Origin of the sequence: Saccharopolyspora phatthalungensis, assembly GCF_014203395.1 — a bacterium.
GTDB lineage: Bacteria > Actinomycetota > Actinomycetes > Mycobacteriales > Pseudonocardiaceae > Saccharopolyspora > Saccharopolyspora phatthalungensis.
Genome location: NZ_JACHIW010000001.1, coordinates 3,356,224 through 3,379,530, shown reverse-complemented (window position 1 = coordinate 3,379,530; position 23,307 = coordinate 3,356,224). Strand labels below are relative to the sequence as shown.

The 23,307-nt window shown below is 67.7% G+C and carries 22 protein-coding genes; 12 read left to right on the top strand and 10 right to left on the bottom strand.

Annotated elements, in window-relative coordinates; genetic code table 11:
* Nucleotides 1-9 precede the first annotated feature (9 nt).
* Nucleotides 10-420, top strand: a complete 411-nt coding sequence (locus BJ970_RS15645; protein ID WP_184726944.1) for a YjbQ family protein — start codon at nt 10-12, stop codon at nt 418-420.
* A 91-nt stretch (nt 421-511) separates the two neighbouring features.
* Here the strand turns inward: BJ970_RS15645 and BJ970_RS15640 are convergent, their stop codons facing one another.
* Entirely contained in the window at nt 512-1,114 is a 603-nt protein-coding gene (locus BJ970_RS15640; RefSeq protein WP_312864268.1) for a helix-turn-helix domain-containing protein, read from the bottom strand.
* Nucleotides 1,115-1,169: 55 nt separating this feature from the next.
* On the opposite strand from BJ970_RS15640, the gene BJ970_RS15635 reads away from it, so the two are divergent.
* Genes BJ970_RS15635 through BJ970_RS15625 form a run of 3 tightly spaced genes read left to right on the top strand, consistent with a single transcriptional unit; the run spans nt 1,170 to nt 3,630 of the window.
* On the top strand, nt 1,170-2,213 hold the full coding sequence (locus BJ970_RS15635) for an NAD(P)/FAD-dependent oxidoreductase (protein ID WP_184726942.1): 1,044 nt from the start codon (nt 1,170-1,172) through the stop codon (nt 2,211-2,213).
* Between the two features lie 36 nt (nt 2,214-2,249).
* The gene (locus BJ970_RS15630; protein ID WP_184726941.1) at nt 2,250-2,894 is read left to right on the top strand and encodes a class I SAM-dependent methyltransferase; all 645 of its coding nucleotides are present in this window, start codon (nt 2,250-2,252) and stop codon (nt 2,892-2,894) included.
* Between the two features lie 49 nt (nt 2,895-2,943).
* Entirely contained in the window at nt 2,944-3,630 is a 687-nt protein-coding gene (locus BJ970_RS15625) for an HAD family hydrolase (protein WP_184726940.1), read from the top strand.
* Nucleotides 3,631-3,721: 91 nt separating this feature from the next.
* Here the strand turns inward: BJ970_RS15625 and BJ970_RS15620 are convergent, their stop codons facing one another.
* Complete coding sequence (locus tag BJ970_RS15620; protein ID WP_184726939.1) at nt 3,722-5,467, bottom strand: proline--tRNA ligase; 1,746 nt, start codon at nt 5,465-5,467, stop codon at nt 3,722-3,724.
* Between the two features lie 328 nt (nt 5,468-5,795).
* Here BJ970_RS15620 and yaaA point away from each other — a divergent pair, with 328 nt between their 5' ends.
* The 6 genes from yaaA (at nt 5,796) to cobM (ending at nt 12,021) form a co-directional block, all read left to right on the top strand.
* Nucleotides 5,796-6,539 carry a peroxide stress protein YaaA gene (gene yaaA, locus BJ970_RS15615; RefSeq protein ID WP_184726938.1) on the top strand — a complete coding sequence of 248 codons (744 nt, stop codon included), beginning with the start codon at nt 5,796-5,798 and terminating at the stop codon, nt 6,537-6,539.
* Between the two features lie 207 nt (nt 6,540-6,746).
* Nucleotides 6,747-7,709 (top strand): serine protein kinase RIO, encoded by a 963-nt coding sequence (locus BJ970_RS15610; RefSeq protein ID WP_184726937.1) that lies wholly within the window; start codon nt 6,747-6,749, stop codon nt 7,707-7,709.
* A gap of 225 nt (nt 7,710-7,934) precedes the next feature.
* A complete protein-coding gene (locus BJ970_RS15605; RefSeq protein ID WP_312864267.1) occupies nt 7,935-9,533 on the top strand; it encodes a DEAD/DEAH box helicase in 1,599 nt (532 codons plus the stop codon).
* Nucleotides 9,534-9,620: 87 nt separating this feature from the next.
* A complete protein-coding gene (locus BJ970_RS15600; protein ID WP_184726936.1) occupies nt 9,621-10,028 on the top strand; it encodes a pyridoxamine 5'-phosphate oxidase family protein in 408 nt (135 codons plus the stop codon).
* 23 nt (nt 10,029-10,051) lie between these two features.
* Entirely contained in the window at nt 10,052-11,278 is a 1,227-nt protein-coding gene (gene cbiE, locus BJ970_RS15595; RefSeq protein ID WP_312864266.1) for a precorrin-6y C5,15-methyltransferase (decarboxylating) subunit CbiE, read from the top strand.
* A complete protein-coding gene (cobM, locus tag BJ970_RS15590) occupies nt 11,275-12,021 on the top strand; it encodes a precorrin-4 C(11)-methyltransferase (RefSeq protein ID WP_184726935.1) in 747 nt (248 codons plus the stop codon). The genes cbiE and cobM overlap by 4 nt, the downstream gene beginning before the upstream one ends.
* Nucleotides 12,022-12,893: 872 nt before the next feature.
* On the opposite strand, the gene BJ970_RS15585 is transcribed toward cobM, so the two are convergent.
* Nucleotides 12,894-13,088, bottom strand: coding sequence for a hypothetical protein (locus tag BJ970_RS15585; protein WP_184726934.1), 195 nt, complete (start codon nt 13,086-13,088; stop codon nt 12,894-12,896).
* 244 nt (nt 13,089-13,332) lie between these two features.
* Here BJ970_RS15585 and BJ970_RS39480 point away from each other — a divergent pair, with 244 nt between their 5' ends.
* On the top strand, nt 13,333-14,343 hold the full coding sequence (locus BJ970_RS39480; RefSeq protein ID WP_184726933.1) for a transposase family protein: 1,011 nt from the start codon (nt 13,333-13,335) through the stop codon (nt 14,341-14,343).
* A gap of 95 nt (nt 14,344-14,438) precedes the next feature.
* On the opposite strand, the gene BJ970_RS15575 is transcribed toward BJ970_RS39480, so the two are convergent.
* A complete protein-coding gene (locus BJ970_RS15575; RefSeq protein WP_246470859.1) occupies nt 14,439-15,173 on the bottom strand; it encodes a zinc-binding dehydrogenase in 735 nt (244 codons plus the stop codon).
* 7 nt (nt 15,174-15,180) lie between these two features.
* On the opposite strand from BJ970_RS15575, the gene BJ970_RS15570 reads away from it, so the two are divergent.
* A complete protein-coding gene (locus tag BJ970_RS15570) occupies nt 15,181-15,711 on the top strand; it encodes a TetR/AcrR family transcriptional regulator (RefSeq protein ID WP_312864265.1) in 531 nt (176 codons plus the stop codon).
* A 320-nt stretch (nt 15,712-16,031) separates the two neighbouring features.
* Here BJ970_RS15570 and BJ970_RS15565 read toward each other — a convergent pair whose 3' ends face one another.
* From BJ970_RS15565 to BJ970_RS15540, 6 genes are read right to left on the bottom strand one after another with little or no spacing between them, the layout of a single operon-like run.
* Entirely contained in the window at nt 16,032-16,955 is a 924-nt protein-coding gene (locus BJ970_RS15565) for a lysylphosphatidylglycerol synthase transmembrane domain-containing protein (protein WP_221467180.1), read from the bottom strand.
* A 59-nt stretch (nt 16,956-17,014) separates the two neighbouring features.
* Nucleotides 17,015-17,584 carry a hypothetical protein gene (locus BJ970_RS15560; RefSeq protein WP_184726930.1) on the bottom strand — a complete coding sequence of 190 codons (570 nt, stop codon included), beginning with the start codon at nt 17,582-17,584 and terminating at the stop codon, nt 17,015-17,017.
* A 15-nt stretch (nt 17,585-17,599) separates the two neighbouring features.
* The gene (locus BJ970_RS15555) at nt 17,600-20,107 is read right to left on the bottom strand and encodes a PEP/pyruvate-binding domain-containing protein (RefSeq protein ID WP_184726929.1); all 2,508 of its coding nucleotides are present in this window, start codon (nt 20,105-20,107) and stop codon (nt 17,600-17,602) included.
* The gene (locus tag BJ970_RS15550) at nt 20,100-21,140 is read right to left on the bottom strand and encodes a Rieske 2Fe-2S domain-containing protein (RefSeq protein WP_184726928.1); all 1,041 of its coding nucleotides are present in this window, start codon (nt 21,138-21,140) and stop codon (nt 20,100-20,102) included. The genes BJ970_RS15555 and BJ970_RS15550 overlap by 8 nt, the downstream gene beginning before the upstream one ends.
* Nucleotides 21,137-22,198 (bottom strand): Rieske 2Fe-2S domain-containing protein, encoded by a 1,062-nt coding sequence (locus BJ970_RS15545; protein WP_184726927.1) that lies wholly within the window; start codon nt 22,196-22,198, stop codon nt 21,137-21,139. The genes BJ970_RS15550 and BJ970_RS15545 overlap by 4 nt, the downstream gene beginning before the upstream one ends.
* Nucleotides 22,195-23,307, bottom strand: coding sequence for a Rieske 2Fe-2S domain-containing protein (locus tag BJ970_RS15540; protein WP_184726926.1), 1,113 nt, complete (start codon nt 23,305-23,307; stop codon nt 22,195-22,197). The genes BJ970_RS15545 and BJ970_RS15540 overlap by 4 nt, the downstream gene beginning before the upstream one ends.

Genomic DNA, 23,307 nt, shown 5'->3' with positions numbered 1-23,307 from the left:
GTTGACCGCATGCACAGCGAGGAAATCGAGGTCCGGACCGGATCCACGGAGGTCGTCTATGACCTGGGCGCGGAGTGCGACCGCTTCCTGCGCTCGGCCGGGGCTAAGGACGGGCTGCTCAACGTCTGGGTACCGCACGCGACTGCCGGGCTGGCGATCATCGAGACGGGCGCGGGCAGCGACGACGATCTGCTCGCCGCGCTGCGGGATCTGCTGCCCGCGGACGGCCGCTGGCGACACCGGCACGGTTCGCCGGGCCACGGCAGGGACCACGTGCTGCCCGCGTTCGTGCCGCCCTACGCGTCGATCCCGGTGCTGGGCGGCGAGCCGGCGTTAGGCACCTGGCAGTCGGTGTGCCTGGTGGACACCAACGTGGACAATCCGGTCCGCCGGGTCCGCTTGAGCTTCCTACCAGGCTGAACTCGGGGGCGCGCCGGAGGATCTTGCGCGCAACGTCGTCGGTACGCACGCTTTGTGACTGCCCCTCGGCACCAGTGGCGCGCGCTGGGAGTTATTGCTCGCCGGGTTGGCGTTTGGGCTTGGAGCGGGCGCGCAGGTGTGCGCGTTCGCCCTGCTTGCCGAAGAGGCTGAGAAATTCGACCGGTTCGGCGTCGGCGGCGCTGAACCAGTGCGGTACGCGGGTGTCGAATTCGGCGGCTTCGCCGGGCGAGAGCACCAGGTCGTGTTCGCCGAGGACGAGCCGCAGCCGACCGTTGAGGACATAGAGCCACTCATAGCCCTCGTGGGTCTGCGGGTCGGGCTTCCTTGCGCGGGTGCTTGCCGGGATCACGAGCTTGTACGCCTGGATGCCACCGGCGCGGCGAGTCAGGGGCACGATGGTCATGCCCCAGCCGGTGACCGGGCGCAGGTGAATGCGCGGGTCTCCGGTGGGCGGGGCGTCGACGAGTTCGTCGAGCGTGACGCCGTGGGCCCGGGCCAGCGGGAGCAGTTGTTCCAGGGTCGGGCGGCGGGCACCGGACTCCAGCCGGGACAGGGTGCTCACCGAAATGCCGGTGGCCGCCGATAACTCCGCGAGCGTAGTTTCGCGCCGTCGGCGCAGGGCGCGTAGCCGGGGCCCAACCGCTCGGAGCGCTTGATCAAGGTCGTCTGCCACGCCACTAGCTTGCCAGATCGGCAATAAGGTTTGCACTCGCGCTTGCCGCGCTCGCATGGTTGTCGCGGAGGTGGTCGTGGTGACCGAACAGTTACGGAACGACTATGACGTCGTCGTGGTCGGCGGTGGCGCCGCTGGATTGAGCGCAGCGTTGATGCTGGCTCGGGCCCGGCGATCGGTGGTGGTGATCGACGCGGGCGCCCCGCGCAACATCCCCGCCGCCGGAGTGCACGGGTTACTGGCCCTGGACGGGATGCCGCCGACCGAGTTGCTGGCGCGCGGTCGGGCGGAAGTCCGTGGCTACGGCGGCCACGTAGTGCCCGCTCAGGTCGCCACCTTGACTGGTGCGGACAACGGCTTCGCGGTGGCGCTGGCCGACGGCCGAGTGGTCCGGGCGCGCCGATTGCTGGTGACCACCGGGCTGGTGGACGAGCTGCCGGACATACCGGGCCTGCGGGCGCGGTGGGGCCGGGATGTGCTGCATTGTCCGTACTGTCATGGCTGGGAGGTCCGTGACCAGGCCGTCGGCGTGCTGGCCAGCGGGCCACTGTCGGTGCACCAGGCATTGCTGTTTCGCCAGTGGAGCGCCGATGTCACGTTCTTCACCCACACCATGCCGCCACCAACCGACGAGGACGCGGAAAAACTGGCCGCCCGCGGCATCGCCGTGGTCTCGGGCGAAGTGGCGTCCCTGGAAGTCGTCGAGGACCGCCTCGTCGGCGTGCGACTCAGCGACGGCACGGTCGTCGGGCGCGCAGCGCTGGCTGTCTCGCCCCGGATGACGGCGCGCGCTGACTTCCTCGCGACGCTCGGGCTGCGACCGGCGCAACATCCATCGGGGGTCGGTCAATACATCCCCTCCGACGCGACCGGCCGCACCGAAGTGCCCGGCGTATGGGTCGCGGGCAACGTCACCGATCTGACCGCCCAGGTCGGTGCCGCCGCGGCCGCGGGCGCCGCCGCGGCAGCCCAGATCAACGCAGACCTGGTCGCCACGGACACCCAGCGGGCGGTCGATGCCCACCGGGGCCCGTTCTCGGCCGAGTCCGAAGCACGGATCTGTGAACGGGTCACGGGCGAGCGACGCCACGGCCTGTGAAGCCACGGAAAGGTACCCCCACGAAAAGGAACCGTTGTGCCCGAAGAATTCGGCAAGGAATTCTGGGAAAAGCGTTGGGAAGAGGCTTACCGCGACCATGCCGCCGCACTCCGGGGCAGGGGCCCCAATCCACATCTGGTGGCCGAGGCCGGGGACCTTGCGCCCGGCACGGCGCTGGACGCGGGCTGCGGCCACGGAGTCGACGCCGTCTGGCTCGCCTCGCGCGGCTGGCAGGTCACGGCGGTGGACATCGCCACCAGCGCGCTGCGCCACGCGCGCGAGCACGCCGAAGTCCTCGGCACCGAGATCACGAACCGGATCGACTGGGTATTGGCCGATCTGAGCAGCTGGACACCGGCCGAAGAACACTTCGACCTGGTCTCCACGCACTACGTGCACCTCCCGGCATCGCGCGACGCGCTATTTCGTCGGCTGGCCGCAGCGGTCGCGCCGGGCGGCACGCTGCTGATCATCGGCCACCACCCGCCAAATCAGCAGGCCACCGGATCGCACGCCGCGGCACAAGAGGTCTACTTCACCGCCGAGGAGGTCGCGGCCGGCCTCGATCCCGACCGGTGGGACATCGCCGTCGCCGAGACCAGAACTCGACGGGACACCGACCACAACGGCCAAGAGATCACCAGGCGCGATGCCGTCCTCCGAGCCCGCAGGTGTCCATGACCCGCACCGGGTTCGGCGCGGACACCCCGCAGGCTGGCAGGATGATGCGGTGACGCGACTCGTGCTGTGGGACATCGACCTGACCCTCGTCGACGCCCGGGGGTTCGGCGCCCGTTGGTACCGCAAGGCGCTCGCCGACGTGACCGGCAAGACGCTGCGGCGCATGCCGGACACGGCCGGGCGGACGGAGCTGGCGATCACCACCGAAGTGCTGGAGATCCACGACAGCACGCCCGACGAGCCCACCATCGCGGCCATGTTCGCCGCGCTGACCAGCGCTGTCGCCGAGACTCGCGATGAGCTGTCGCAGCGCGGCAGCGCGCTGCCGGGAGCGGCGCGGGCGCTGACGGCGCTGACGGCGGCCCCGGGCTTCACCCAGACGCTGGTGACCGGGAACCTCGCGGAGGTCGCCTTCCACAAGCTCGAGTCCTTCGACCTGCACCACCACATCGACTTCGAGATCGGTGGCTTCGGCGCCGCCTCGGTGCACCGCCACGACCTGATCGCGGACTCGGTCGCCAAGACCACCGACCGCCACGGCACCACGATCTCCCCCGACTCCGTCGTGGTCATCGGTGACACACCGCACGACATCGCGGGCGCGCTGCGCTTCGGCGCCGTCGCGGTCGGCGTCGCCACCGGCAGCAACAGCGAAGACGACCTCCGCGCCGCCGGTGCTCACGCGGTCCTGCCGAACCTCGCCGACACCGACGCCGTGCTCACCGCGCTGTCCTGAGCTCAGGAGCGCCCCAAGCCTTCGGGCCCCAGGACGCCGGGAAGCGCTCCTGGGGCCGGTGAAACCTTGCTGCTGCGGTGGATCCGCGTCCTCAGCCGCGCACGGCGGCGATGACGTGCGCCACGGCGTTGTCGACCTCGATCTCCTCGCGGTCGCCGGAAAGCCGGTCACGGACCTCGACGACGCCCTTGGTCAGGCCCTTGCCCACCACCAGGATCGTCGGCACCCCGAGCAGTTCGGCGTCGGCGAACTTCACGCCGGGAGACACCGTCCGGTCGTCCAGGATCACCTGCACGCCCGCCGCGTCGAGCTCGGCCGCGATGGCTTCGCCGCGCTCCCGGATGCTCTCGTCCTTGCCCGCGATCACCACGTGCACGTCGGCGGGCGCGATCTCGCGCGGCCACATCAGGCCGAGGTCGTCGTGGCTCTGCTCGGCGACCGCGGCGACCAGCCGCGACACACCAACGCCGTAGGAGCCCATGGTGATCCGCTTCGGCTTGCCGTCCTGGCCGAGCGCGTCCAGCGAGAACGCGTCCGCGTACTTGCGGCCGAGCTGGAAGATGTGCCCGATCTCGATGCCGCGCGCGGCGACCAGGGTCCCGCGACCGTCCGGCGACGGGTCGCCCGCGCGGACCTCGGCGGCCTCGACGGTGCCATCCGGGGTGAAGTCCCGGCCGCACAGCAGGTCCACCACGTGGTGGTCGGTCTTGTCGGCGCCGGTGACCCACGCCGTCCCGGTCACCACGCGCGGGTCGACGAGGAAACGAACCCCGTTGTCCTGCAACGCCTTCGGACCGATGTAGCCCTTGACCAGGAACGGGTTGGCGGCGAAGTCCGCCTCGTCCAGCAGCGCGACCTCGGCGGGCTCCAGCGATGCCTCCAGCCGCTTCATGTCGACCTCGCGGTCCCCCGGCACGCCGATCGCCAGCAGCTCCCAGTCCTGCGCACCGGGCTGCCGGGTCTTGACCAGCACGTTCTTTAGCGTGTCGGCCGCGGTGAACTTGCGGTCGGTGTTGGCGTTGAGGAAGTCGACCAGGGTCTCGATGGTCGGCGTGTTCGGCGTGTGGTGGACCTCGGCGGCAGGCTTGCCCTCGACCGGCTCGGCGGGCGGCGCGGGGGTGATCACGGCCTCGACGTTGGCGGCGAAGCCCGACTCGGTGCTGCGGACGAAGGTGTCCTCACCGGTCTCGCTCTCGGCAAGGAACTCCTCGGACGCCGAGCCGCCCATCGCGCCGGAGGTGGCCGCGACGATCACGTAGCGCAGGCCGACCCGATCGAAGATGCGGATGTAGGCGTCGCGGTGCAGTCGGTAGGACGCGGCCAGCCCCTCGTCGTCCAGGTCGAAGGAGTAGGAGTCCTTCATGACGAACTCGCGCCCGCGCAGGATGCCGGCGCGGGGCCGCTCCTCGTCCCGGTACTTGGTCTGGATCTGGTACAGCATGACCGGGTAGTCCTTGTAGGAGCTGTACTCGCCCTTGACGGTCAGTGCGAACAGTTCCTCGTGCGTCGGGCCAAGCAGGTAGTCGCCGCCCTTGCGGTCCTTCAACCGGAACAGGTTCGGGCCGTACTCGGTCCAGCGGTTGGTCGCCTCGTAGGGCTCCTTGGGCAACAGCGCGGGGAAGTGGATCTCCTGCGCGCCGATCGCGTTCATCTCCTCGCGCACGATCTCCTCGATCTTGCGCAGCACCCGCAGCCCCAGCGGCAGCCACGAGTAGATGCCCGGCGCGATCCGGCGGACGTAGCCGGCGCGGACGAGCAGCTTGTGGCTCGGCACCTCGGCGTCGGCCGGATCCTCGCGCAGGGTACGCAGGAACAACGTCGACATCCTCGTGATCACGGCTACTAGCTCCTCATCCGGCCTGATTCGTTAACCGGCAGGGTAGCGACCCACCCCGGGGTCAACACCAGCGGATTACCCGCACCGCCCAGCGGCCGCCGGGCATGCCGACTTCAATTGAAATCCATGAAATTTATCCACAGATCGAGGGGCTTACCCACAGATTAACCGCCTGCCGTATCTGAACGAGGGGCTTCTGCCTCTAATCCGTGTGAGATCCAAACAGCGTCCCGCACCCATCGACCGGCAACGTCTTCCTCCGCCTGATTCCGCCGGCGAGCGGCATGCCGCCGCAGGCGAGTCCGCGCGGGCCGCTTACCCTGGCGGGGTGTTGGTCCTGCTTCCCCCTTCGGAGACCAAGGCGGTCGGCGGCGCCGGCGCGCCGTTGGATCTGGACGCCCTGTCCCACCCGGAATTGACGCCCACCAGGCGGAAGCTGATCGACGAACTGTCCACTTTGGCCGATGATGTGCCCGCCAGCCTGCTAGCGCTGGGGCTGTCGGAGCGCCAGGTGGCAGAGGTCGAGCGCAACGCCGAGCTCTGGGACTCTCCCACCGCACCGGCGCTAGAGCGCTACACCGGGGTGCTCTACGACGCACTCGATGTCCGGTCTCTGCCGGCGACCGAGCGAACGCAGGCCGATGCCCGGCTGGCCGTCGCTTCCGCACTGTTCGGGCTGGTCCGCGGCAACGATGCGATTCCGGCCTATCGCCTTTCCGGGGGCAATTCGCTGCCCGGTCTCGGGACACTGCGCAGCGTGTGGCGCCCGGTGCTGGAGCCGATGCTCGCCGATGCCGACGACCTGGTGGTCGACCTGCGGTCGGGCGCGTACGCGGCGCTGGCCAAGGTACCCGAGGCCGTCGAGGTTCGCGTGCTGTCCGAAGATACGACCGGCAAGCGCAAAGTCGTCAGCCACCACAACAAGTCGCACAAGGGGAAGCTGGCCCGGGCGCTGGCCGTGTCCCGCGACGAACCCACCACGATCGAGGACGTCCTCGACGTCGCCAGCGACGCTGGCCTACAGGTCGAGCGCGAGGGCGCCCGCGAGCTCTGCGTCGTCGTCAAGGCCTGATTCCCGGCCGAAAAATCGGTTGCGGCCGCCGACGTTGATCGCCGACACTCTCGGAAAGCACAAGGAGGGAGGTTCGCCGTGATGACCGTTGCCACGGATGTGCGCGTGTTCAGTCCGCGCGAGAGCACCCGAACCCACATCCCTCCGTCACGCGTGCGCTGAAACACCGGTGCTCGGGCGGAGGACCCGCTTGAGGAGCACTCGATCTTGTCTGCATACGACGAGTACGACCCGGATTTCATCCGCACCACGAAGCCGGCCAAGAACCGCAAACAAACGCGGCCGAAACGGCGCCGGTTCGACGACGAGCCGCTGCGGCGCGGCCGGCTCACCGAAGAAGAACGCGAACGGCTCGCCGCGCTGCGCGACGAGCCGGAACCACGACCGCTGCCCAACGACGCCGACCGCTGGTCCACATGGGACTCCGGGGAGCGCGGCCCCAGGCCGCACCCGCCCTGGCTGGTGACCGAGCTGGCCGCGGTCGACCACGAGCTGGGAGTCCTGAAGACCGGCAAGGAAGCCGACGTGCACGTGCTGCGCCGGTCGGTGCCCGGCGGCGACTCCTGCCTGCTCGCGGCGAAGCGGTACCGGGACCTGGACCACCGGATGTTCCACCGCGACGCCGGATACCTGGAGGGGCGGCGGATGCGCAAGTCCCGGGAGATGCGGGCGATGCGGCAGCGCAGCTCGTTCGGCCGCGGCGTGATCGCCGAGCAGTGGGCGGTGGCGGAGTTCGCCGTCCTCTCCTCGCTGTGGGCGGCCGGTGCGCCGGTGCCCTATCCCGTGCAACGCATCGGCACCGAGGTGCTGCTGGAATTCTTGGGCGCCGCCGACGGAACGGCGGCCCCGCGCCTGGCGGCGTTGCGGCCAACGCCCGACGAGCTCGACGACCTCTGGTTGCAACTCGTCAATGCGCTCGTGGCACTGGCGGGCCAGGGTTTCACCCACGGCGACCTGTCCGCTTACAACGTGTTGGTGCACGACGGCCGGCTGCTGTTGATCGACCTGCCGCAAGCGGTTGACCTCGTGGCGAATCCGCGGGGCTTGGCTTACCTGCGACGTGACGCAGCCAACATCACCGGCTGGTTTCGTGCCCGGGGCGCCGACGAGCACCGGACCGACCCGGACGAGCTCGCGGTTCTCCTTGCCACCGCCGCAAATCTGATGTGATCGCGATCTCAGCGCCGGGGCCGGCGAAGGCACATGCCAGCCCTCGGCGACCGCGCTCGATCGGCTAGACTCGGCGCCGAACCGGCCGGGAGAACCACCGGCCCCACCCGAGTCGACGGACTCGAAATCCACCTATCGGCGCCGATGCGCCGGGCTCGTCCTTGCGATCGCGCGCGGTCCCCCGCGAAGCCTCCCCGTGACGTGCCGACTTCCGGGAGTCTCCTCGTGCCATCAAGTTCGTCCGCCACGCCCGCGCGCTCGTCCCGACGCCCCCGTCGGCGCCGCCCGCGATCCCAGCCGCCGGCCCCGAAGCGGAGCCTGTTCGACGAGGTCGGCGTCACGGCCGTCGATCCGGCGCCCTTCGACCAACTCGGGCTGCCCGAACGGCTGGTGCGCGCCTTGGCCGCCAACGGGATGGTTGAGGCGTTCCCGATCCAGGCAGCCACCATTCCGGATGCGTTGACCGGTCAGGACGTGCTGGGGCGGGGCCAGACCGGCTCCGGCAAGACGCTCGCCTTCGGCCTGCCGCTGCTGGCGATGCAGCAGGGCAGTGCCCGCCCGCTGCGTCCGCGCGGGCTGGTGCTGGTGCCCACTCGCGAGCTGGCCACGCAGGTCACGGACGCGCTCAAACCGCTGGCCAAGGCGCTCGGGCTCTACGTGCGGGAGGTCGTCGGCGGCACGTCGTTCACCCGGCAGGCCGATACGCTGCGCCGCGGCGTCGACGTGCTCGTGGCGACTCCCGGCCGACTGGCCGACCACGTGCGCCAGGGCACCTGCGTTCTGTCCGATGTGGAGCGCACCGCGCTCGACGAGGCCGACCAGATGGCCGACATGGGCTTTCTGCCGCAGGTGCGCGAATTGCTCGACCTGGTGCCCTCCGACGGCCAGCGCCTGCTGTTCTCCGCGACGCTGGACGGCGACGTCGACAAGCTCGTCGAGCGCTACATGACCAACCCGGTGGTGCATTCGCTCGCGCCCCCGGCGGCCAGCGTGGACAGCATGGAGCACCACCAACTCCTGGTGTCCGCGGCGGCGAAACAGGCCGTGCTGGCCCGGATCGCGGCCCGCGAGGGACGCACGATCATGTTCGTTCGCACCAAGCACCACGCCGACCGGCTCGCGAAGAAGCTGCGCGCGGCCGGGATCCGGGCCGGGGCGCTGCACGGCGGCAAGGCCCAGAACGCGCGAACCCGGATACTCGACGAGTTCAAGACCGGCCAGACCGAGACGCTGGTGGCGACCAACGTGGCCGCGCGCGGCATCCACGTCGACGACGTGAGCCTCGTGGTGCACGTCGAGCCGCCGGCCGACCCCAAGGACTACCTGCACCGAGCGGGCCGCACGGCCCGCGCCGGGGCGACGGGCACCGTCGTCACGCTGGTCACCGAGGACCAGAAGCAGGCGTTCCGCACCATGGCGAACCAGGCCGGGGTCACGGCCACGACCACGACGGTGGGCCCGGACGACGCCGAACTAGCACGCCTGACCGGCGCCCGCGAACCCACGGGTGTCGCGATCGTCGAACCGAAGCGGGGCGAGACACCGCGTAATCGCGGTGCTAAGCAAGGAGAACCGCCGCGAGGCACGAAGCGGTCGGGCCGCGCCGAACGCGAGGCCGGTGAGCCCAGGGCCGGCCGCAGGCCGGGCCGAGCGGAGCGCGATCACGGTGGTCAGGGGCGACGGGGTCGCGACGCCGAGCGCGATCGGGGCGCGGAAAGCGCCCACGGAGATCGCGGTGGTCGCAGCGCGCACGGGCCGTCTGGACGCGGTGCCAGGCGAGGTCACGGCGCTCGCAACGATCGAGCGCGACGCGGCCAGGTGTGACCAACCCGGCGCCGGCTGCGCGTACCTGCGGGGGCTCGTGGACGATGGGGCAACCTGTGCGAACGATCCCGAGGAGGCGGAAACGCGGTGAGCCAGGAGTCCGCTCTTGACGACGTGAGCGAGGGGTTCCGGCGGTTCTGGCAGGAACGGCACCTGAGCACGCTGACCACGGTGCGCCGGGACGGAACACCGCACGTGGTCCCGGTCGGGGTGACCCTCGACATCGAGGCGGCCACGGCGCGCGTGATTTCCTCAAGCACCTCGCACAAGGTGCGCCAGATCATCGCGGCCGGGCGGGAGGGCGCGCCCGTCGCGGTCTGCCAGGTCGACGGGCGGCGCTGGTCCACCCTGCAGGGCCGGGCCGTGGTGCGGGCCGACCCCGCGGCGGTAGCCGACGCGGAGCGCCGGTACGAGCAGCGCTACAAAAAGCCCCGCCCGAACCCATCCCGCGTGGTGATCGAGATCTCCGTGACGAAGGCCCTCGGCACGGTCTAGCGGCGACGTGGTGAAGTGGTGCGGTGACCGTTCACCAGGAGAAGCCGCGGCTCGTCTACGTCGTGGGCATCGGGGCCGACGGAGTGGCGAGCATGTCCCCGCACGCCCGGAACATCGTGGACTCCGCGGAGGTGCTGTTCGGCAGCTCGCGGCAGCTCGACCTCGTACCCGAAGCGAGCGGACAGCGGGTGACCTGGCCCACGCCGATGCTTCCGGCGTTGCCGGGTCTGCTCGCCGAGCACGCCGACCGGTCGATCTGCGTGCTGGCCAGTGGCGACCCGATGTACTACGGAATCGGCGCGACGTTGGTGAAGCTGCTGGGCCCGGATCGCGTGCGGATCACGCCGCATCCGTCATCGCTGTCGCTGGCGTGCGCTCGGATGGGCTGGCCGCTGCAGGAGACCACGGTCGTGAGCCTGGTGGGCAGACCGGTAGAACTGCTGCACACCCGGGTGCAGCCGGGAAACCGGCTGCTGGTCCTCAGTTCCGACGGCACCACTCCCAACGACGTGGCCGCGCTGCTGCGGGCGCGCGGTTACGGGCCGAGCAGCATGACAGTGCTCACCGAGCTCGGCGGTGTGCAGGAAGGGCGGATCAGCTCCACTGCCGACGAGTGGGACCAGGAAGTCGTGAACCCGCTCAACGTGATCGCGCTTGAGTGCCGCGCGGCTCCCGACGCGATGCACCTGCCGAGCACACCGGGTTTGCCGGACGACGCCTTCGAGCACGACGGGCAGCTCACCAAGCGCGACGTGCGCGCGATCACGCTGGCGCGGCTGGCTCCCTCCCCCGGACAGCTGTTGTGGGACGTCGGTGCCGGGGCCGGTAGCATCGCGATCGAGTGGATGCGCAGTGATCCGTCCTGCCGGGCGATCGCGATCGAGCACCGCGATGACCGGGCGCGGCGCATCGCGACGAACGCGAGTGCGCTGGGCGTCCCCGGCCTCCGGATCGTCACCGAAGCCGCGCCGCGCGCGCTGGACGGGCTGGACGAGCCCGACGCGATCTTCGTCGGTGGCGGTGGGACCGCACCGGGTGTGCTAGAAGCGTGCTGGGCCGCTTTGCGACGAGGTGGTCGGCTGGTGGTCAACGCGGTCACATTGGAGTTGGAGGTACTGGTGGCCGAGTGGTACAGCCGCCTCGGCGGTGAACTGGTCCGGATCTCGGTGGAACGCGCGGCGCCGATCGGCGGCTACACCGGCTGGCGGCCCGCGATGCCGGTGACGCAGTGGGCGGTGCGCAAGCCATGACGGTTCGTTTCGTGGGTGCCGGGCCCGGGGCCGCGGACCTGATCACCGTGCGGGGCCGCGATGTCGTCGCCTCGTCGCCGGTGTGCCTGTACGCGGGAAGCCTGGTGCCGGAGGAGCTGCTGGAGCACTGCCCGAACGGCGCCAAACTGGTGGACACGGCAAAGCTGACCTTGGACGAGATCCTCGCCGAAATGCTGGCCGCGCACGAAGCCGGACTCGATGTGGCGCGACTGCATTCCGGAGACCCGTCGGTGTTCAGCGCCGTCGCCGAGCAGATGCGCCGCCTCGACGCCGCCGGGGTGCCCTACGAAATGGTGCCGGGTGTCCCGGCATTCGCGGCCGCGGCGGCCTCGCTGAACCGCGAGTTCACCGTGCCGGGCGTCGGTCAGACCGTGGTGCTCACCCGCACTTCCGCACGCGCGACGCCCATGCCTGAGCACGAGGACCTCGCCACGCTCGGACGCAGCCGGGCGACCATGGTGCTGCACCTGGCGGTCAACCGCATCGAGGAGCTCGTCAAGGAGCTCGTGCCTAACTACGGTGCGGATTGCCCCGTGGCCGTGGTAGCGAACGCGAGCCGGGCGGACGAGATCATCCTGCGCGCAACGCTTTCCGACATCGCCGAGCACGTGCGCGCCGCGGGCATCGTGCGAACCGCCGTCGTCGTGGTGGGCAAGGTGCTGACGGCCTCCGAATTTCCGGACAGCCACCTATACTCCGCTGCCCGCTGCCGCGATTTGTGAGTGTTTCGAAAGTGGTTTGCTTAGCGGTGCGGGTGGCGGCCCCCCTGCGGGAGTTACCGTCGCCGCCTGGGCTCCGCCGATCCCCGACTCATGTATGCCCAATACACGGCGCTGGGGCTGTCCTCGCCAGGCAACGTCTGAGAACCCGCGGCGGTGCAAGCCGAGTCCCACACCGCAAGCGGCTTACGCCGCTTATAAAACAGACCCAAGCTCGATCCGTCGCTAGTGCCTCGGCGGGACCGCCGGTTTCGCACGAAATGGGCTATGAAGCAGTGGCCCTTCACGCGGCCCCTGCCACCTGATGACCATGATCAAAATAAACGCCCCGATCCGTCTGTACGGACAGTAACCGCTGATGCGGCTGGTGGGTACAGGGTCGTTGGTGTGGCGATGCCCGCACCGTGGGTGCGGGGCATCGCTGCGTCGTGGTCAAGCTTTGCGACGTGCTCTCGCACGCCGTCGCAGGCTTGAGTCGAAGTTTCGCTTTCTGCTCTCTCATGTAATCCCGTCGGGCCTCTGAGCAGCGAGAACAACGACAACCATAGTGGTACCCGGTGGCGGTTCCATGTTTATCGCTAGGTATTGGAGTTTGCCGCCTCTTTTGCATCAAAGCTTTGCGATATGCCGACATACACGTAGAACATTTAGTGCATCTACAACCATACTTTTTATACGCCGCGTGCGATCCGTGCTTCACGCCGTCCACCCGATCGGTCATTACTTTGGCTATTTCTCCAAGTCTCGCGATTGAATTGGAAGCGGCCGGTTGACGCCAAGGGTGAGGGAAGGACGCCAACCGGCCGCGACGGACCGGTGCCGGGCCGGGGGGCCGCTCCGGTTGGAGCAGACGCAGCACCGGGCCGTGTCTGGGGTTAGGCGATGCGCCTATGGCGTCCGCTGTCCACGTCGGGCGGAGACTCTTCCTGCAACGCCTCATCAAGGCATTTGCGGCAGGGGCGGGCGCACGGCGGTTCGTTGGATATGCCCATGTTGAGCCCGCATCGCGACGTCGCGATGGTGCCGGGCTTGCGTTCGTGCGTGAACCCCAGATGGTCAGTCCAGACCACCCGGCCCCCTGGCGGTCCGGCGTCCCCTTCTGTCTCGGGCGCTGGTGCGAATAGGAACGCTGCGGTCACTGCGTGCCCCCAGTGAGCTTTTTCCATCCTGATCTTCGCAGATCAGGAGGCATGGACGTGGGTGGTCAGGTGTGAGTGGGCTGGTCAGAGTCGTGATCATCGAGATTGATCATCTGACACCGTCCCCGCGGTCCACGGCATGTGATCATGATCACGGCCGGAGAAGACGAAAAAGGTGGCCCTCGGCGGGTTTGAATGGTTCGTGACAACACAATCGAGCCCCGCCGAGGGCGCAGAGCCCATTATGTATCAGGTCCGGCTTCCGCTGTCGAGGACCACGATCGACTCCGTCGCCTCGCTGATCACCGCCCACTGCAAGAAGATCGGCTCCCGCTGGCGCAAAGTCACTCCGGGCAGGCAGGCGGTCATCGTGCTGGCCGTGCTGCGTCACGACCAGCGGCTGCTGGACATGGCCGGGGGCAACGCCGTATCGGCCTCCACGATCAGCAGGTGGGTCGCCGAGGTCATCGACCTGCTGGCCGCCCGCGCCCCCCGCCTGGACCGCGTGCTGGCCAAAGCCACCCGCGCCGGAGCGGACATGATGTTGCTGGACGGCACCCTCGTGCGCACCCAGCGCCGCAGCGGCCGTGACAACCGACGAAACTACAGCGGTAAACACAAAACCCACGGCCTGCTGTTTCTCGCCCTCACCGACGCCCACGGCAACCTACTGTGGATCTCCGCAGCCGCACCCGGCCGCGCCTCGGAAATCACCACCTCACGCCGCAACAAGCTCACCACCACACTCCACAGGTCACCGGGCCGGGGAGGGCCTCCCCAGTTCCCGCCGCCACTATCTGAACGTTCCGCGCCCCATACGCCGGGCAGTCCCTCACGGCTGCAATCCAGGAACTACACCGCTTCCATGGCCTTCACCCCGATTCCGAAGGGCTCGGCACCCCCTGCCACCACCCTCACGGGCGGCATGAGTAACGACGCCGCAGGCTTCGCTTCACGCTACCGACCGCTCAGTCGCTCCCCCTACAAGGGCTTTCGACACTGGGCTTCGACACCGCAGGTTTCCCCACGACACCGCCAGTCTGCTACCGGGCCTCCTGGCAACTACCCGGACCGGACTCACACCGGCAAGCGACGACGAGCTGACAACAGAACATCAACCACCTACACGGTCAACCCCCTGTCTGCTGGGCGCACGAAAAACGCTCAATGGAAATCAGCGCGTTGATTTCCATTGAAACCGCCAAACCCGAAAGCCAGGCCCCTCGACCACCGCTCGTCCCAAGCACTCATCGCCCTAGCCACGCTCGTTCGTGGTGCGGTTTACGACAGGTCGGACATGTCCAGCACGAAGCGGTAGCGAACGTCGTTGCGCTCCAGGCGTTCGAGGGTTTCGTTGATGTGCTTGGAGGGGACGAGTTCGACGTCGGCGGTGACGTTGTGCTTGGCGCAGAACTCGAGCATGGCGGTGGTCGCGGGTCGGCCGCCGCTGCCCGCGGAGCTGAGTTTCTTTCGCCCGACGAGCAGGTCGGTGGTCTGCACCGTGACCGGGCCAAGGTGCCCGAGGTGGCTGAGCGTTCCGTCCAGGGCGACGAGCCGCAGGTAGGGGTCGATGTCGTGCGGGACGGCTATGGTGTCGATGACGACGTCGAACCGGTTCCGGGATGCGGTCATCTGCCGTTCGTCCGTGGACACGATCAGGTCGTGAGCGCCGAGGCGGCGGGCGTCATTGGTTTTGTCGGTCGATCGACTGATGACCGTGGTGTCGGCGCCGAGTGCGACGGCGAGTTTGACCGCTAGGTGTCCGAGACCGCCGAGTCCGGCCACCGCGACACGGCTACCAGGGCCGACACCAAGTGCCTGGAGTGGTTCCCAGACGGTGATCCCCGCGCACAAGAGAGGGGCCGCGGCTGCGGGATCGAGTCCGGTGGGCAGCGGGTAGGTGAACTGGTCGTGGACGATGTACTCGCGGGAGTAGCCGCCCAGCGTGGTGGATCCGTCGTGGCGGTCGGTGCCGCTGTAGGTGACCTCGCGTGGCGCCGCGACGCGGCAGCGCATCCTGGACGTGGCAACGCGGGAGTTCGCCGAGCACGGGATCGCCGGGGCGCGCGTCGAACGCATCGTGGCCGCGGCCCGCACCAACAAGGCTCAGCTCTACGGCTATTTCGGTAGCAAGGAAGGGTTGTTCGACGCGATTTTCTTCGGCTCCCTGGAACGGATCATGACCGTCGTCCCGATCGACTCCACCGATCTCGCGGACTGGGCCGTGCGTTTGTACGACGAATACCTCCGCCGCCCGGACCTCATCCGGCTGGCCACCTGGGCACGCCTCGAACGACGCCCGGCCGGTCACCTCGTCGACGATGCCGATCGTCTCGACGACGTAAAACTGCGCGCCATCGCCGATGCGCAAGCCGCGGGCACCGTCCGGGCCGGGGACCCGTTCGACCTGATGGCCGTGGTGATCGCGATGTCCATGGCATGGTCACCGGTCAGCAACGTCTACGCCGCCACCGATCAAGAGCCCCCGGAAATGCACGAACAGCGCCGAACCCTGCTCCGCGACAGCGTCCGACGCGTCGTCACACCAAACTAACTTCGACCTGAAAAAGTTGTTGCGGTGATGGTGGACTGTGCTGGGGTCCGCTGCTGCGGTCGGAAAAAGAGCTCTACTGTGGTGCCCTTGGAGGTTACTAAGTTTGGTCCAGCGACGTGCTTGGGTCTTGATCGGGTGTGCGATTGAATAGCTGTTGATCTCGTTGTCGGGCGCGTGCAGGATCGGCTGACTTTGCGGGCGTGCAACGCCGATGTCCACATAGGTCACTCGTTGGCCAAAGCGAGAACCGATGTCAAATCATGTTCGGAATCGCGGGTTTTGGGCTGCGGCAGCTGCGCTACGACAACCAGGATCGGTGATTAGTCCCTCGTCGCGGATTCGGCAGACGGTGCGTCAAGCGCCGAGCCAGCCCTCCTGCTGGCCAGCAGCTTCAATTCGAGGGGGAGCCCGGTGACGATTTGGGGCAGCACCTGCTGTGCGTGGAACAGCAGGGCAAACGCGAGGGCACTGTCTCGGGACACGTGCATCAGGTCCATCGCGTAAAGCGCTCCGACTTCGAACGTTCCCACGTGACCGGGCGCCACCGGCAGCATGTTCGAAAAATCGATCAAGAACAGGGTCAGCAAGGTCGCCGCGACCGGGAGGTGCAGATTCAGCGCCAGCAGTACGACCGCTACCGCGGCGGCGTCGGTCATCTCTCCGATGAGCATCAGGCCGAGCGCGAAAGGCATGCGTTTCCGGTCGCGCAGGAAGTACATCCCGGCTACTACGCTGCGAAGGTATTTCGGTAGGCGAGCTTTCCCGGCGCGGTGTGCGACGACGAGCAACACGACGAGTTGTAGGAACATGAAGGCGGTGAAGGCCGTGACGAAACCGGTCATCCAGCCGGGTAGACCCGGGAGGAACCACGGCGCGCTGACTGCAAGAATGACCAATCCCACGCCGCCGAGCACCTTCTTCAGCACGATGAGTGCACCTGTGACCCCCGCCGGCACATCGTCCTGCTTGAGCAGCCAGAATCGCAGCACTTCGCCGGCGCGGGCTGGGCTGATCGCGGAGGCCGCCTGAGCGGCCAGCTCGTAGCGCAGCAGCCTGGGGTAAGGGATGGGATGGCGCGGCCCGAGCATGACTTGCCAAGCCTGCGCCCGGACCAGGTGGCCGAGGAAATTGAGCAGCACTCCTACCAGCAGTGGCCACAGCTCGGCCCGCTGGAACGTGTCGGCTAATGCCTGGAGGTCGAGACCGTGCAGGAACCACCACAGCGCCGCGACCGTGGCGACCACGCACAACAGCCGAAACGCTATGCCTAGCCGGGCTTTGACTACTGAGGGTCCAGCTTCCATCAGTACGGGCGCGGCGCGTGACTCGGCAACCGCTGGGCAGCCCGGCTGTCCGGCCACATGGCCCGCTCGGTCTGGTAAACGGTCATCAGCTCGGTGGCGTCCACGCCCAGCGATGCGCGGATGTCCCCGAGCGGGCGGTCCCGCAATTCGGGCCACGGCACGTGGTGCAGCGACTTGATCTTGGAATTCCGCCCGTACTCGGCAGCCATGTCGTAGATCACCAGGTCGCTGCGGGTGAACCGGAACGGAGCGCGGTACAGATGCTGGGTGGCAAGCGCGTACAGCACCTGCTGCCACGGTTTCAGCCGACCGCTGGCGCCCATAGTCACGCCCAGCACGAACGCCTCGTCCGAGGGAAGTGCGCCACGGCCCAGCAGAATGTGCACGCAGTCGTGGCCGAACAGGTCGATCGCACCGGGCAGCGCTAGTGGGCTCCACGGGTTTTCCAGTAGCCGGACGTACCACGGGATCGCTGACGCGTCGTCACCCGGCATCGCGTCGTAAGCCTCACCCAAAGTGATCGCGTCGTCGAGGCCAGGGGTCCACTCGGCCAGACTGACAGTGGTCACGGTCGGCTCCTTTCCTCAGTACACCAGCCCGCAGTCGCCGTCCACGGTGACGATCTGGCCATCCTGAATCAGTTTTGTCGCGTTGTTGGTTCCCATCACGGCGGGTATCCCGTATTCCCGGGCCACGATCGAACCGTGCGAGAGCGCGCCACCGGCGTCGGTCACCACGCCGCCGGCGATGGCGAGCAGTGGCGACCACGCCGGCGTGATATACGACGCGACCAGCACATCGCCAGCTTCAAGCTTGTCGAAGGCACGCACCGAGGTGATGTGCCGGGCCGGCGCGGTGACCCGGCCAGGGCTGACCGGTGACCCGCTGATGCCTGAGCCGCGATTGGCCCGTTTGGTCTGCTGCCCGAGCAGCGCCACCGCGGTGACGTCCAGTCCGCCCATGAAAAGGCGCTTCGACTCCGGCACCTGCGGTACCGGGCTGAGGAGCTTCTGCTTTTCGCGCAGCGCTCGCCGCTGGCGCACCACCTCGTGGCGTCGAGCTGGCGCGTCTGACTGCAGATCGCCCAACAGTTCGTCGGAGGTCAGGTAGAACACGTCCTCTTCGAAGCCCAGCGCGCCTGCCGCGACCAGCCGTCTGCCCAGTTCGAGGTAGGAGCGGCGGATCGTCGGCCAACCCAGGGTGAAGTAGAACAGCGCCCGGTCGCGAACTTGCGCGTAGCGGCGGTTCCAGCGCATTAGCGCGCGGAGGAGCGCCCGGCGCACTGGTGCTCCGCACAACGCCGAGAACAGCTCCGCTTCGGCTTGTTCCCGGCGTTTCGCCAGTCCGCGCAGCCGCTCGCGCGGGGCCTGCAACCGGCCGTCGCGGTAGCCATCGATGGTCTTGACGAGCATCGACGGATCTTCCGCTGGCGTAGGTTCGACGAAGTCGAGGTGGAACACTTGGTGCCCGTACTCGGCGAGCACATCGGCGAATCGTGTTGCGGGGAAGTCGTGTTCAGATCGCGCCAGGTGGTGCAGCGCGGAGTCGGCGTCCGAGGTCTTGGTGGCGTAACCCTGCAACAGCACACCGTAGTGTGGGATCGCGACACCAGTGCGGGCGGCTGGCGCGGTGAGGCCCGCATATGTCCTGTCCAGCAGCCACTCGCCACCGTTCCAATACCAGGCGAGGCCGCCTAGGATCGCCCAGTAGCGTGCGCTGAGGTCCTGCGCCTCGTCGATCAGCGCCAACAGTTCGCCGGTGTTCAGCTGAGTCAGGTCGAGTGCACGCATCGCCGTTAGCCGGTCGATGTGCCGGGGCAGAATCTCGGTGCGCCAGCGTTTACCAAGAAACCCGAGATGGTATCGGTAGCACCGCAGCGCTAGTTTGAGCGTGCGCAGCGGGTATCGGTTCATCGGGTAGTCAAGGCGCAGGTAGCCGAACCCGTTGATGGTGCCGGCCATTGGCTTGGGCAGCAGCGGGTTGGTCAGCTGCTCTGCCTCCGGGCCGGCCCAGTTCTCAAGCCATCTCTTCACCAGGTGCGGGAAGAGGGTGGTGGCGAATAGCGGCGATAACGGTTCGGGCAGCCACGAGTCACAGATGCTGATCCGCGCCCACCAGGCGCCATCGATCGGACTCTCCCAGGCGACCGAGGTCGCCGGACTGTGGTGGGTGAGCGGACGCGCCTGGAGGAGAGCGATCTTTCCGTCCGCGATAGCCCATTCAATGTCTTGGGAGCTGCCGAAGTGCTCCTCCACTCGTAGGCCGAGCCGGGCCAGCTCTGCTGCTTGGGCGCGGGTGAGCGATGCTCTTGCCCGCTCGTCGACAGGAACTTCGGCGACGGCCGTGCCGCCATCTGGCGCCGGAACGACCATCCACTCCTTGCTGCCCAGCGTGACATCCGCTACCCGGATTTCCGGGCGGGAAACGCTAAACCGGTCGGGGGTGACCAATCCGCTCACCACAGCTTCCCCCAGCCCCCAGCTCGACTCGATCATCAGGTGCCCGTCGGCCGGTCCCGCGGTGAACATCACGCCTGCGGCTTCGGCGTGCGCCACGGCCTGCACGACTACCGCCATGCTCGCTGCGGTGTGCGCGATGCCCTGCCGCTCGCGATAGCGGATGGCGTGCGATTCCCACAGCGACGCCCAACACCGCTTCACCGCGACCATCATGTCGTCGAACGAGCGCAGGGCGAGCTCGGTGCGGTACTGGCCGGCGAAGCTGGTGGTCGCGGAGTCCTCCGACGTGCCCGACGACCTGACCGCGACCGCGCCCCGCGCTGGGCACACGGCGCGGAACGCCTCTTCCAACTCAGCCAACAACCCGTCGGGAAGCTCGACCGCTTCGACGGAATCCCGCAGCGCCTGTGTGACCGGTTCGAGGGATTGCCCAGCCTCCACGGCGGCGGCAAGCCGCTCCACTTGCGCGGCCAGCTTCGGCGCGATCAGGGTGTCGTACACCGATGTCATCAGGCAGAAGCCGTCCGGGACGGGCGCACCCAACGAGATCAGTTCGCCGAGATTCGCCGCCTTCGGACCCGCCGCGGCGGCATCATCCGCCCGCAGATCGCGCAACATCACGACATCACGCATCGTCGGCCACCTTGTCCACCCAACCCTGGTAATGCTTGCGGTAACGCAGTACGGCACGGTCGCGGTCGAGGTAGATGCCGTGGCGGTCGCCAGGCTCGATGGTGTTGAAGATCGGCAGGTCCTGATTGGACGCGAAAGTGATCTCTAACCGGTTGGCCAGGTAGCGCCGCAGGTCGGATAGGAACCGTCCGGTGCGGGCGGCCGTGACTGCGATGTGCTGGACAGTCCGGTTCGGCCCGATCGGTGTCGCCGAGAGAAGCAGTCGGTACTGAAGCACGCCGTCGGCGAAGTAGGAGACGCGCTGCCCGGTCGGCCAGCTGTCCACCAGCAGCGAGAATCGCTCGGCGTTGGTGCCGAGGAAGCGCGTGATGGTGCCCAGCCATCCCACGTACCCGGGCCAGGTCAGTTCGGCGCCCAGCCAAGCGCCTGGGTCGATGGGTGCCCCGTGGTGGCGCACTTCGTCCTGGTCGCTGAGCATGCGGAAGCCGAGCGGCCCGCCGACCTCCAAGCCGTGCAGTGCAACAAGATGGTCGGGGTCAAAGGTGTTCTCCATGATCCGGCGCACGGTCGCACCGGTCACGTCGGCGAGCCGGAAGCCGAGAAAACGCTTGCTGAAGGCCGGTAGCTCCGGCAGCGGAAACATCGGCTCAGCACTGCCATACCAGGCCCACACATAGCCCGCGCGTTCGATCGCAGGGTAGCAGCGCAGAGTTGCGGTGGCTGGGATCCGCCGCACGCCGGGGATCTCGGCGCAGGCCCCTGTTCCATCGAATTTCCAATGATGGAACGGGCAACGCAGCAGCCCGCCGATGACGTCGCCGTCGCTCAGGCTCGCTCCCATGTGCGGGCACTGCCGCGCCATCAGTACCGGACGGCCGTCGTAGTCGCGCCAGGCGACCAACTGCCTGCCGAACAGCCGCACCGCCAGCGGTTTTCGCTTGAGCTTGGCGGACGGAAGCGCGATGTACCAGCTCGCGGCGAGTGTGGACGACGACCGCGTGTAGCTCGTCGAGGCGATGGTGTTAGCGCTCATGAGCTCAACGACTCCGTTCGCTCGGCACGCTCAGCCCGTGCTACCCACTCTTGGTAGTGCCTGCGGAACTTCAGCACGCTCTGGTCGTATAGGACCGGGATTCCTTCGCCGGTGACCTCGGCGTTGCGGTAGATCTTCAGGTCCTCGCGGGTGCCGAGCCAGTGCTGCCCGCGGTACATCAAGTACGCGCCCACGTCGCGGAGCTTGCTGCCGGTCCGGCGCACCAGCGACCAACCCTGGAAGATGGTGCGGCCAGCGGCGATCGGTGTGATACCGAGCAGTTCCTTCGCAACCACTTCGCCATCGAGGTAAAAGGTGAGCCGTTGCCCACCAGGCCAACCGTCCACCAACAAGCTGAACTGCTTGCCGTTGATGCCCATCGCGGTCAGTGCTTTGGGCAGGAGGAGGTCATGTGACTGAAGCAAGGCGCCAAGCCACGCATCGACTGCAATCGGCGGACCATTTTCGGCCGCCTCCGTCGGGCGACGCAGCATCCGCAATTCGAGGGGTTCGTTGGATCGCACGCCGTGCAGTGTCATGAAGTGGTAATTGTCGAATGCGTTCTCAAGTATCCGCCGAGGCGGCGCCGGCGTGGCGTTGCGGAAGGGATAGATCCAGTACTTCTCTCGGTCGGCCTCTAGCGCGGGCACATCGGCGAGTGAGTAATCCGCTACGGCGCCGCCGTACCAGACCCAGATCAGCCCGTAGCGCTCGACTACCGGATACGGCCTGCGGCTCGCCGCCGGCGGAATGCGTTTCACGCCGGGGATTTCGACGCAGGTGCCTTCGGTCGCGAACCGCCAGTGGTGGAATGGGCACCGGAGGGCGCCGTCAACCACCGTGCCCAATGCTAGATCAGCGCTCAGGTGCGGGCAATACCGAGGCATCACCACCGCCCGTCCCTCGGAGCCGCGCCAGGCCACCAGATGACGGCCGAACAACTCAAGAGCGCGAGGTTTGCGGCCCAATTCCGTAGCGCGCAACGCCACGTACCATCCTGCGGCCAAGCCCATTCGCAGGGACGGATCCTGCTCTCCGGCGACGATTCCGGCCCTCATGTGCACTCACCTGCGCGCTGCCGTGCGGGCTGTGCGTGGTCCACCCACGACTGGTAGTAGCGCCGCCACTTGATCAAGGCGCTGTCATATTTGATGTAGGTAGCGGGACGGCCGGTCGCGGAGGTGTTGTAGATCGGGATGTCCTGCCTCGTGCCGCCGCGGTTCTGCGCGTAGAAAAGCAAGAGGCGGAGGAACGTCTTCCAATGCTTGTTGGTCTTTCGCACTCCGGCCCACCCGCGCTGGGCTGTTCGGTATGGTGCGGTCGGAGTCGTCCCCATCAGCACCTTCGACATTTCTTGGCCGTCGATGTAGGTCGTAAATCGCTGCCCACCCGGCCAGCCGTCGACGAGGAGTTGGAAGGTCGTGCCTTCGTTGAAGGTGGTCACCACGTTGTGCACCCATCCGGTCGGGTTCTGCCACGGCTTCCAGATCTTGAGCGAGCCCTCGAGCCATACGCCGAACCATGCCTCGCGGGAGATCGGGCGGCCGTTGTCCGCCGCGTCAACTGGATCGTGCAGCAGTTTGAAGCGGACCGGGTCCATGTTCATCCCGTGCAAAGCCATGAAATGGAAGTAGTCGATGCCGTTCTCCAGCAGCTGGCGCACTGTCCCGTCGGTGCGATCATTGAACCGAAAGCCGACATAGGCGTCGCGGTCGTCCTCCAGCGCGCGAAAATCTGGCAGCGGGAACATCGGTTCGGCGCTGCCGTACCAAACCCAGATATGTCCGTAGCGCTCGTTGACCGGATATGGTGATAGACGCGCGGTCGGCGGAATCTTATCCACCCCCGGAATCGACGCACACGACCCCGACGCGTCAAATCCCCACTTGTGGAAGGGGCAGCGCAGCATCCCGTCGACGACTTCGCCCAGCGCAAGGCTCGCTCCCATGTGCGGGCAGAACCGCGGCATGATGACGGGATTGCCCACCTGGTCGCGCCAGGCCACTAGGGGCAAGCCGAACAGCGTGAGCGGTTTTGGCTTGCGGCGCAGTTCGTGCGAGGCCAGCGCAACATACCAACTGGCGGCGAGATTGAGGCCGTTGGGACTAAGCGGCAGCGCCGTGCGCTGACCCCGCTCGACCTGGGTCTCCTGCTGCTCCCTCGTCAT